The 10,190-nt window shown below is 39.5% G+C and carries 11 protein-coding genes; 4 read left to right on the top strand and 7 right to left on the bottom strand.

Annotated elements, in window-relative coordinates:
* The 3 genes from ACHSBP_RS00115 to ACHSBP_RS00105 all read right to left on the bottom strand — a co-directional run.
* On the bottom strand, positions 1 to 1,076 hold a 1,076-nt coding region (locus ACHSBP_RS00115), incomplete at its 3' end, for an FAD-dependent oxidoreductase (RefSeq protein WP_395387883.1).
* An 85-nt stretch (positions 1,077 to 1,161) separates the two neighbouring features.
* Positions 1,162 to 1,731, bottom strand: a complete 570-nt coding sequence (ahpC, locus tag ACHSBP_RS00110) for an alkyl hydroperoxide reductase subunit C (protein ID WP_038638889.1) — start codon at positions 1,729 to 1,731, stop codon at positions 1,162 to 1,164.
* A 169-nt stretch (positions 1,732 to 1,900) separates the two neighbouring features.
* Positions 1,901 to 2,209, bottom strand: coding sequence for a hypothetical protein (locus ACHSBP_RS00105; protein WP_010562251.1), 309 nt, complete (start codon positions 2,207 to 2,209; stop codon positions 1,901 to 1,903).
* 178 nt (positions 2,210 to 2,387) lie between these two features.
* Here ACHSBP_RS00105 and ACHSBP_RS00100 point away from each other — a divergent pair, with 178 nt between their 5' ends.
* Positions 2,388 to 3,065 (top strand): nitroreductase family protein, encoded by a 678-nt coding sequence (locus ACHSBP_RS00100; protein WP_010562250.1) that lies wholly within the window; start codon positions 2,388 to 2,390, stop codon positions 3,063 to 3,065.
* The gene (locus tag ACHSBP_RS00095; protein WP_010562249.1) at positions 3,065 to 3,274 is read left to right on the top strand and encodes a DUF1653 domain-containing protein; all 210 of its coding nucleotides are present in this window, start codon (positions 3,065 to 3,067) and stop codon (positions 3,272 to 3,274) included. The genes ACHSBP_RS00100 and ACHSBP_RS00095 overlap by 1 nt, the downstream gene beginning before the upstream one ends.
* Positions 3,275 to 3,338: 64 nt before the next feature.
* Here ACHSBP_RS00095 and ACHSBP_RS00090 read toward each other — a convergent pair whose 3' ends face one another.
* The 3 genes from ACHSBP_RS00090 to ACHSBP_RS00080 all read right to left on the bottom strand — a co-directional run bounded on the left by ACHSBP_RS00090 (position 3,339) and on the right by ACHSBP_RS00080 (position 5,506).
* Complete coding sequence (locus ACHSBP_RS00090) at positions 3,339 to 3,542, bottom strand: zinc ribbon domain-containing protein (protein ID WP_010562248.1); 204 nt, start codon at positions 3,540 to 3,542, stop codon at positions 3,339 to 3,341.
* Between the two features lie 15 nt (positions 3,543 to 3,557).
* Positions 3,558 to 4,496 carry an SPFH domain-containing protein gene (locus ACHSBP_RS00085; protein WP_010562247.1) on the bottom strand — a complete coding sequence of 313 codons (939 nt, stop codon included), beginning with the start codon at positions 4,494 to 4,496 and terminating at the stop codon, positions 3,558 to 3,560.
* 140 nt (positions 4,497 to 4,636) lie between these two features.
* The gene (locus ACHSBP_RS00080; protein WP_010562246.1) at positions 4,637 to 5,506 is read right to left on the bottom strand and encodes an MBL fold metallo-hydrolase; all 870 of its coding nucleotides are present in this window, start codon (positions 5,504 to 5,506) and stop codon (positions 4,637 to 4,639) included.
* Positions 5,507 to 5,610: 104 nt separating this feature from the next.
* Between ACHSBP_RS00080 and ACHSBP_RS00075 the strand changes: the two genes are divergently transcribed.
* Together ACHSBP_RS00075 and ACHSBP_RS00070 are read left to right on the top strand one after the other, a co-directional pair.
* Positions 5,611 to 6,012 (top strand): BlaI/MecI/CopY family transcriptional regulator, encoded by a 402-nt coding sequence (locus ACHSBP_RS00075; protein WP_010562245.1) that lies wholly within the window; start codon positions 5,611 to 5,613, stop codon positions 6,010 to 6,012.
* Complete coding sequence (locus ACHSBP_RS00070) at positions 6,005 to 7,204, top strand: TonB family protein (RefSeq protein ID WP_010562244.1); 1,200 nt, start codon at positions 6,005 to 6,007, stop codon at positions 7,202 to 7,204. Before ACHSBP_RS00075 ends, ACHSBP_RS00070 begins: the two co-directional genes overlap by 8 nt.
* A gap of 70 nt (positions 7,205 to 7,274) precedes the next feature.
* Here the strand turns inward: ACHSBP_RS00070 and ACHSBP_RS00065 are convergent, their stop codons facing one another.
* Positions 7,275 to 9,569 (bottom strand): penicillin acylase family protein, encoded by a 2,295-nt coding sequence (locus tag ACHSBP_RS00065; RefSeq protein ID WP_010562243.1) that lies wholly within the window; start codon positions 9,567 to 9,569, stop codon positions 7,275 to 7,277.
* Positions 9,570 to 10,190: the final 621 nt, after the last annotated feature.

The raw sequence follows: 10,190 nt of genomic DNA, 5'->3' as shown, positions 1-10,190 counted from the left end.
CCACCGCCAATCACAGCCACTTTTTTTCCTTTAAATAGCGGGCCGTCACAGTGCGGGCAATATGCAACACCCTTACCACGATATTCTTGCTCACCTGGAACATTCATTTCACGCCAGCGTGCACCTGTTGCCAAAATCACGCTTTTACTAGAAAGTGTTGCACCACTTTCTAGTGCAACCTCTACGTTGCCAGACTTATTCAAGGTAACGGCTTTTTGCTGAGTAATAATATCAACATCGTAGTCTTTAACATGCTCTTCAAGCTGAGCCACCAGCTTAGGGCCTTCAGTTTTTTGCACCGAAATAAAGTTTTCAATACCAACAGTATCTGCCACTTGGCCACCAAAGCGCTCAGCTACAATACCTGTTTTTAAGCCCTTACGCGCCGCATAAATTGCCGCGGAGGCACCTGCTGGCCCACCACCGACTACAAGTACATCGAATTCATCTTTTTGTGACAGCAGCTCGGCTGTTTTTTCTGCTGCGCCATCATCTAGCTTATTGATAATGTCACTTAGTGTAAGTGCACCTTGGCTAAATAACTCACCATTTAAATACACGCTGGGTACAGCCAAAATGTTGCGCTCTGACACTTCACCTTGGAACAGTGCGCCATCGACCATTGTGACCGTAACATTCGAATTTAAAGCGGCAATTGTATTAAGCGCTTGTACGACTCCTGGGCATGTTTGGCAACTCAGTGAAATATACACTTCGAAATTAAGTGTACTTTGCAAACCCTTAATTTGTTCAACTTCCAGCTCACTTGCTTTGGTAGCAACGCCGCCCGTATGCAATAGTGCCAAAATTAAGCTTGTAAATTCGTGGCCCATTGGCACACCTGCAAAATTAATTTCGGTGCCTCTTTTCGGTGAACGAATTGAAAGCATTGGTTTGCGTACTATTGAATCGTCTTCACGAATTAAAAAGTGCTCACTTAGTGCTAAAAGATCATGTGCTAAGGCTTTTACTTCCTGTGATTTATCACTGTCATCTAAGGCAATGACCAGCTCTACAGGGTCGACAATACTGCTAAAATGGCTCTGTAATTGTGTTTTGATATTGTTATCTAAAATACTGTTCATGATGATCATTCCTTAAATGACATTAATCGGTAAACCAAATTGCTGCCTGCTCTAACAGGCAGCAAGGTAAGAGGTGTTAGATTTTGCCAACTAGGTCTAATGAAGGAGCAAGCGTTTCATCACCTGGCTGCCATTTAGCAGGACAAACTTCACCGTCATGTGATGCAACATACTGTGCAGCTTGGATTTTACGAACAAGTTCGCCTGCATCACGGCCAATACCTAAATCGTGAGTTTCGATAACTTTAATCTCACCTTCAGGGTTGATTACAAATGTGCCGCGTAGTGCTAAGCCGTCTTCTTCAATCATTACACCGAAGTTGCGTGTAATGCGGCCAGTTGGGTCGCCGATCATTGGGAACTGGATTTTCTTAATTGTGTCTGACGTATCGTGCCACGCTTTGTGCGTAAAGTGTGTATCGGTTGATACTGAGTACACTTCAACACCCATTTCTTGTAACTTGCTGTAATGATCCGCTAAGTCGCCAAGTTCGGTTGGGCACACAAAGGTAAAGTCAGCTGGGTAAAAGAATACAACCGCCCATTTACCTAAAACGTCTTTTTCAGAAACTTCAACAAACTCACCATTGTGGTATGCCATTGCGTTGAAAGGTTGAATTGTTGTATTGATTAACGATGTGCTCATAATATTTCTCTCTCTATAATGTAATTAGTCATCGGAAAAATTAATTAATGCTTTCCGATTGGCTTGATATATAGATTAAGAAATTCAATTAAAAAGATAAAACAGATTAATTTGATTACTGTAATCGATTTTTAAGAACATCATAAAGTGATCGATTTTAATCTGCTAATTAATGACTTTCATTAGCACTATCATCACACTTAATTTTTTGCTCGCCATAAAAGTAGATATTATTTACTAAGGTATAAGAACCCGATAACAGACCAGATACCGGAATGATTATGGGAGACAGTACAAACCCAGACACGCTGTAGAAAGTATTAGTTGCTTTCGCAACATCAACCACTTTTAGTGTTTTCTTGTCACTAGAAAGCTCACAGCGCAATTTTGCAACACGGGTTGCTTCTTTATCTGTAACAGGAAACACCACACAAGCAGAAAGCAAAGAAAGTAATATTAAAAGCAGCATCGTTCTCATAGTCGACTCCATGATTTATAAGATTTTTTACTATAGCGAATGCAAGCTAATGTGACTGTAAGTATCTGTAAAAGCAAATTGATGGTTAACTATTTTTCACATTGACCACCAATAACACTTAAAAATATTTGCACCTAAGTGATACCAAGGATATAACAAAAATAAAAAAGGAAAAATTATGCAAGATCATCAATCAGTACCACTCACAGACTTTATCGAATACTCTCAGGAAGAGATGTTAAATCGGGCACAAACCTTTTTAGATACCAGTAAACGTCGCCATTCTATTCGTTCGTTTTCAAATAAGCCTGTACCAAAAGAAATAATTGAAACCTGTATAAAAGTAGCCGCAACCGCACCAAGTGGTGCAAATCATCAACCATGGCATTTTGTAGCCATCAACAGCATGGATGTTAAAAAGAAAATAAGAGAAGCTGCCGAAGATTTAGAACGCTCTTTCTATCAAGGGCGTGCGGGTGAAGAATGGCTCGATGCACTAAAACCTCTTGGCACTGACGACCAAAAACCTTATTTAGAACATGCCCCTTGGCTAATTGCCATATTTAGCCAGAAGAAAGGCGGTATTCATGTTGAAGACAAGAACACCAATTACTATGTACATGAAAGTGTGGGTATTGCCACTGGGTTTCTAATTCAGGCTTTGCACCATAGCGGTTTAGTTACACTCACCCATACCCCAAAACCCATGAGTTTTTTAACCGATATTTGTGGCAGAAACAAAGATAATGAGCGACCCTATATGCTAATTATTGCAGGATACCCAGCCGAAAACGCAACGGTTCCTGAGCATGCGCTAGTTAAAAAAGACATTACTGAGGTTTCAAGCTTTTTATAATGAAAATACAACCAGGAAAATACCAGCACTTTAAAGGTAACTTTTACCAAGTCATTGACACTGTTACTCATAGCGAAACACAAGAAACGCTTGTATTGTATAAACCACTCTATGGCGAGCAGGCGCTGTGGGTAAGACCAATTGAAATGTTTGTAGAAGAAATAGAGCGCGACGGAAAAGTGTTTAAACGTTTTACCTTGGTAGAATAAGAGCCGTAGTGGCATATAGACAAAATAAAAAAACGCTGCAATTGCAGCGTTTTTTTATTTAAAGCTAGTTAGTGAATAAATCAAAAATATTGCCTAAGGTGCTTGTCTTTCCTCGGTAAAACTCAGTGTAAGTACAGTTTTTACATACTACCGCGGTAAACTTCCTATTTTGCATATCAAAGATTTTTGACCAGCCACTACCCGTTGTGGCTATTTCATCTGTGTCATAGCTTTCGCACTGACACTTAGGGCAAGACCAATTCGCCATACACCCTCCTATTTATTATTTCTTTTTACCATCCATTGACCATAAAATGCTTTGGTCTGCACCCATTACGGTTGTTGGCATTTGACCGTTCCACTGCTGTGCACGCATATAATCAACAAGTGTCGCATTTGCTTTAATTGCTTCAGCTTTCTTTTGAATCGCTTGCGCTTCTGCAAGACCTTTAAGCTTTATTGCCTCAGCTTGTGCTTCTGCTTCTACGCGAATCGAATATGCTTGACCATCGGCTTTTGCTTTAGCCGCATCACGTTGCGCCATTGCCGTGTTTACTTCACGCTGAGCTTCAAGTTTTTGGCGCTCTAAACGGTGCATTTCTGCCGCCGCTAGGTTTTTCTCAGTTTGTTTGGTTTCAATTGATTGAATGTACTTTTGCGGTAACACTAAATTCTCTAACTGAGCCGAGTCTAGTTTTACTGGGTACTCTTTCATTTCTTCAACTAAAAGCTCTTCAATCTGTGCAATTACCTGCGAGCGATTCTGAATTAGCTCTTCTGCTTTATATCGCGCCAGTGCATCTTTTGTCGCAGAGCGCAGTTTTGGATCGAGAATTCGGTTTTCAAATTGACTTAAACCACCGTAACTTTTGAATAGCTCAAATGCTTGTTCGCGCATTACCGTCCAGTTGATCGATACTTCAGCTGTCACCGGCATTTGCTCGTGTGTTGATGCATTTAATTTTTCAACATTTTTGCGGGTACGGATCTCCAGCACCTCAACATCATCAACAAACGGTATTTTAGTATGTAGACCTGGGTTTACTTGTTCTTTTGCTTCACCAAAACGTTTGATAATACCAACGTGACCTTCATCAACTGTGTACATCGCTGAATAAATCAGTGATAAACCGACAACACCAACAATCGCACCTACGATTGGCCCTTTCTTCTTTGGTACTGCCATTGTTAAATCTGGTAAATCATTTTTATCATTCAACATACTTGTTACTCCAATGTATTAAGTGACACAAACAGTAACAAATAATTACCTTAATTAGGCAAATAAATGATTTTAGGTCTAACGCCATGCCAAACGGAGTTAGACACTTTTAAAAGGTAAATAAACCAATTTAACTAAATTTAATCGCTTTTAGCTTCATTTTTCAGGCTCGAATAAAATAGCTTAGTAACGCGTTCTTCGGGCAACCAATTGGAATAAGTGAGATTTAAACTAGCAAGTGGTTTGAGTGCCAAAACTTGCTCTAGACTTTTGCTATCCGCCATAGCATTTAGCATTAGCTGTTTAGCATTTTTTAACAGCGCTAGGTACGACTGCAAACCTTGCTTAGAGGTTACCGGACCATGCCCAGGAATAATTTTAGTATTATCATTCACTTTTGAAAGCACATCAGTTACCGCATTGATAACACCGTCTAACGAGCCCCCACTATCTACATCAACAAACGGTAGACTTTTTAAATTAAAGAAGATATCCCCCATGTGTACTGCGTTGGCTTTGTCATAGAAAATAACCGCATCGCCATCGGTATGTGCATTGTGATAATGCCATAGCTGCGCATGCTCGTTGTTAAAGTGCAGTGTCATATCTTTACCAAAGCTAATTACGGGTAGGTACTTTGAACCTTCGCCATACTTGTCTTTTAAGCGCTTGTATACATTGTGATGCGCAATTACATGGCTTCCCGCATTAGCAAAGTTCTCATTACCGCCAGTATGATCGCCGTGATGGTGAGTATTAATAACGAACTCTGGCGCTCCATCTTGTAACTTGCTAATTTGCGCCTTAATACCATCACTTAATTTAGCAAACTGGTCGTCTACAATATAAATACCATCTTCCCCGCTGCTAATGGCTATATTGCCACCTTGCCCATATAGCACGTGTAAATTATCTGACAGCTTTTCAAGTTTAAACTCTACGTTTGAAGCAACAACTGGCAAGCTTAGACAACCCATTAAAAACAACAGTAGTAACGTTAATTTATTCATAACAAGGCCTTTTGGTTTTTATGCTTCTACGAGTTTTAGCAACTTATGGTTTAAAAAAACAGCAAAAATAATTCTTGACGAAATTGATTACAACTGTAATTCTTATGTTAGTTTTAATTACACGTGTAATCTTTATGGATATTAGTAATTCTGAATTTGAAGTGCTGCAAGCACTATGGCGAGTTCACCCAGCCGACGCGCAAACGGTTGTCGATGAACTTAATAAAGAAAAAGACTGGCACGAAAAAACGGTCAAAACCCTACTTGGTAGAATGGTAAAAAAAGGCGCAATTAGTTTTGAAAAAAATGGCCGCAGTTATATTTACTCTCCGGTGTTGGAAATTGAAGCATATCAAGTACAAGAAAGTGAAAGCCTGATTGAGCGTTTATTCAATGGCCGCATTGCGCCATTGGTTACAGGCTTTGCCAAAAATAAAAACTTAAGTAAGCAAGATATCGATGAGCTAAAGCATTTGATCGATAAATGGGAAAAAAATAATGATTGATTGGCTAATAGAGCAGCTTTGGCCGTTAAGCTTAGCCATTGTCTGCGTATTGCTGTGTAGTAAGTTACTCCACAGTTTTTTAAGCGCTAAGTTTCAGTATACCTTGTGGCTGTTAGTTCCACTTGTGCTCATCTTAAATAACTTACCCATTTCTAATAGTTTATCGTTAGAAACTGAGTTGCATCGCTATGTGGTGTCAGTAAAAACGCAATCTAAGTCATTGGATATTTATGGTTTTGTTAGCATGATTTGGCTACTTGGGTTTAGCTTAATGGCTTTCCTTGTTATCTACGAACACGTTTCAATTGGTAAAAAGTTTAATAAAAACAAACAGTTTAGCCATAAAATAAACAGCCACTTACCAGTTTACTATAGCGACTCAGTGAATAGTCCTGTGCTTTTTGGCTTACTCAAACAGCGCCTTTTTATCCCCCGTGACTTTCATGCAAGTTACGATACCGAGCAAGCAAAACTTATTTATCAACATGAATGGGTTCACTACACGCGCCAAGACAACTGGAGCAATGCATTTGCTATCGCACTACTACTTATATTTTGGTTTAACCCTCTTTGCTGGATCGGTTACAGCCAGTACAGAAAACAACAAGAAGTTGCCTGTGATGCTGCCGTATTAGCTCACGCAAACAGAACACAGCGAATAGCATATTGTCGCGCTTTAATTGCATGTGTTTCTGACAACCATAACTCACTTTCTAGTTACAGTTACTACATGGAGAAAAGTACGATGAAACAACGTTTAAACACAATTCAAAAAATGCCAAAAGGCAATGTTATTGTAAATGTATTGCTTAGCTTAGTACTATTTGCAGGGCTCACTAGTGTAGCCTTTGCTAAATACGGCGAAGGCACTAAAGAATACAGCAAAGAAGAAGCACAACCTATTGTACGCATTGAACCTGTATATCCTAAACAGGCCGCAGATCAGGGGATTGAAGGCTCGGTAGTATTAGGGTTTACTTTAACAGCAGATGGTCAAACAGATAACGTTAAAGTTATATCTGCTGAACCAAAAGGAATATTTGATCGCGAAGCAAAACGCGCATTAAAACAGTGGAAGTACACACCTACAAAAAACACTAACAAACAACACCTAGTACAATTAGACTTTGCTCTTTCGGAAGAATATAAATCAAAGGATTTAGTTGAACGTATCAAGGTAAGCTCACACTAATTCCCAAGAACTATTGCTTTGTAGCAGAAGCGATTGTTAAAAGGGTATCATATGATGCCCTTTTTTACGTTTACCTTTTCTCAAAGTCGATGCGATGCACTATTTCACCTGGTAACAAAGGCGTATTCTTTTGTTCAATATAGTCATTGTAACCTGCTCGATAATAAGGCGATAAAGGGTGGCCGCTTTGCCCGCCTGGCAGAGTTAAAATCGCTTTTTGCTCTAATCCTGGTTGCACAAATAAGCGCTGTGATGCGCCAAAACTAGTCCCTTGTACAGCTGGCATAAAACTATCGCCAAATGCTGGTGTTTTAGGCATATCAAGTAACTTACTTAGTAGTGGGATCTGTTCACTAAACGGGTGCTGTATATTAAGTTCGTTTACAGCTCCCCATGTTAATTGATTTAAAGATCCACTATCGCTTCCAGTGTGCTTATTGAGCAAGTCGCTTTTCATATTGATATATGTCGTGCTTAATAATTCTGGCCATGAAGCTACACTTGGCGGCAACCATTGATCGGTAAAACTATTTATTAATTGCCATGCTGCAGGTTCGAGATCGTTCTTAATTGGTGCTAATGTTAGCCCTTCTGCTCTTAATTGCGTTTCAATTGGGGAGAACAGCTTATTTATCAATGCCGAGCGATACCGTCTAACCAAGGTGTACCCTACAGAATCTGCACATGCGCATTCACCCCAATTTTCAACTAACTTGATATCTTGTGCATACTTTTCAGGCGATAAGTTGAGCACCTTAAGCAATAGCGCTTGCCATGGTTTTAAAAATATCGCTTGGTTATCAAGTTGAATTTGATAAAAGTCGTGTTCACTAAATTGTTCCTTTTCAAATAAGCGCTGCTGTATTTGTTTAGCACGAGCACCTAAAGCGTACCCTCCGTTGCCATAACGCTTATCTTGTTCAACACTCACTACTCTGCTATTTCCGCTCCATAAACGATTATTCTCTGGATTTACCATAAAAGGAACGTCTACTGCATCGTATTGCCAATTGGTATCAAATACTTCAGGCTTAATTGCAATTTCAGTTGGCGTTGTGCGCGCAGGAATAGCACCGGTTGCTTGCCATGCTGCATTACCCAAACTATCGGTGACTAACATGTTCTGTACCGGTATACCGATCGTTTTTGCAATCGATAATGCCTCTTCAACATTCGTTGCGCGCTCTAAGTTCATTAACTCCATGTCGACTGCGTAATCTTGATGAGCAACCCATTTCAGCGCATATTTCTTGCCTGCGATATGTTTTACAGGACCAAACTCACTTTTTTCAAGCGAATACATATATTCTTTATCTGGCGTAACTATGCGCTCATGAATTGTCTTCGTCTCTTGTGTTTCATCCAGTGCAATCCAATCTGCTGTATCGATATATGCATTTGTAAATCCCCAAGCGACATGACCATTTGTCCCAACAACAACAGCCGGTGCTCCTGGTAAGCTAACCCCTGTTATTTGATAGTTCTTATCGTTTTCAACATAGTTAAGTTGGGTGCGGTACCAAATAATCGGCACGGCTAGCCCTAAATGCATGTCATCTGCTAATAATGCATTACCAGATTCAGTTAACCTACCAGTCACAGCCCAGTTATTACTGCCAATATCTTTAGGTTCATGAATTTCATGCGTTACATTAGTAAACAGCGATTTATTAATTGATGGAATTGCATACTCAACTAATTCAAACTCTGAGCCATCGAGTGCTGCTTGATATTGACTTGGTTGAGTTAAGAAGCCAACCATCTCACTGCCAAATTGTTCAGCAATATAAGTAAGAGTTAAATCGCGATTAAACGTTTTTGATTGTAAATCGAGATACATACTGAAAATTACAAGCAAGCTGTCTTCAGGTAGCCATGGCTTGCGACTTGCACCTGTTAATAAATATTCAAAGCTTGAGTAAGGTGTATGGCTTTGCGCCAAATTAACACCTTGCGCATAACGTTTGAGAATTTCCGTATGCTCTGTTGGTAGACTTTTAAGAATTTCTTTACTTCGCTTTCTAAATTGGTGAAAGCGCATTTTTTTATCCAAGCCTACCGCTGCTTTGCCAAATAATTCCGAAAGTTCACCAGCAGCGTTGCGACGCAGTAAGTCCATTTGAAAGAAACGATCTTGTCCGTGCGCGTAGCCTAATGTAAACGCAGCATCTTTTCGTGATTTAGCATTGACCACAGCGTGGCCTAACGCATCGCGTTCCAAAGAAGTGTTATTTGATATATCAGAAACTTGTGTTTTACCCGATAACTCAGGTAAGCTCAAAGTGAGTATCCCATAAACAGTTGCAGTGGCGACTAATGCAGCAATAATTAAGAATAATGAAAGCCATTTTATTATTTTTGTCATTTGCTTCCCTTTTTTAGCAGGACTTATTTAGTGTAACTAGGCAGTCAATTTTATAATCGCATAGTTATATGTTGTCCAGTTTAACACTCAACAATTAGTTAGCCAGCGCAAATCAGATTAAAAAAACAGCAAAATAACTATACAAAAGACAGAAAATATTACTATACTGTTTAGCGTATACTGATTTTCATCTTTCCATTGTCTGATCTGCAAAAAGCTGGTTTTCTCCTCCAGCTTTTTTCTTGCCCAAAGAATAATAAACAACGGTTCATAAAGACGATATTAAACCACTAGAGCAATTAACTTCGGTAGGTTTTGATATCGACCCACAAACCCGTCATATGATGAAGAGACTGATAAATATGAATAATAAGCACAGCATTATTATCGACCCAACAGTGATTTTTTCACCGCAAGAAGAAGCCGAGATAGCTTAGACTCAAGGGTTTAGGGTTCAGGGTTCAGGGTTCAGGGTTCAGGGTTCAGGGTTCAGGGTTCATGGTTCAGGGTTCAGGGTTCAGGGTTCATTGTACAGTGTTCAGCGTTCATCGTTTAGGTATTAGCTTTCAGTTTTTAGAGTTTAGCATTTTTCTTTTATCATTCTGCTTAATGCTTTTACTT

Origin of the sequence: Pseudoalteromonas sp. XMcav1-K (assembly GCF_044005875.1) — a bacterium.
Classification (GTDB): Bacteria; Pseudomonadota; Gammaproteobacteria; order Enterobacterales; family Alteromonadaceae; genus Pseudoalteromonas; species Pseudoalteromonas spongiae.
This window is presented reverse-complemented; position numbering and strand designations above follow the sequence as displayed.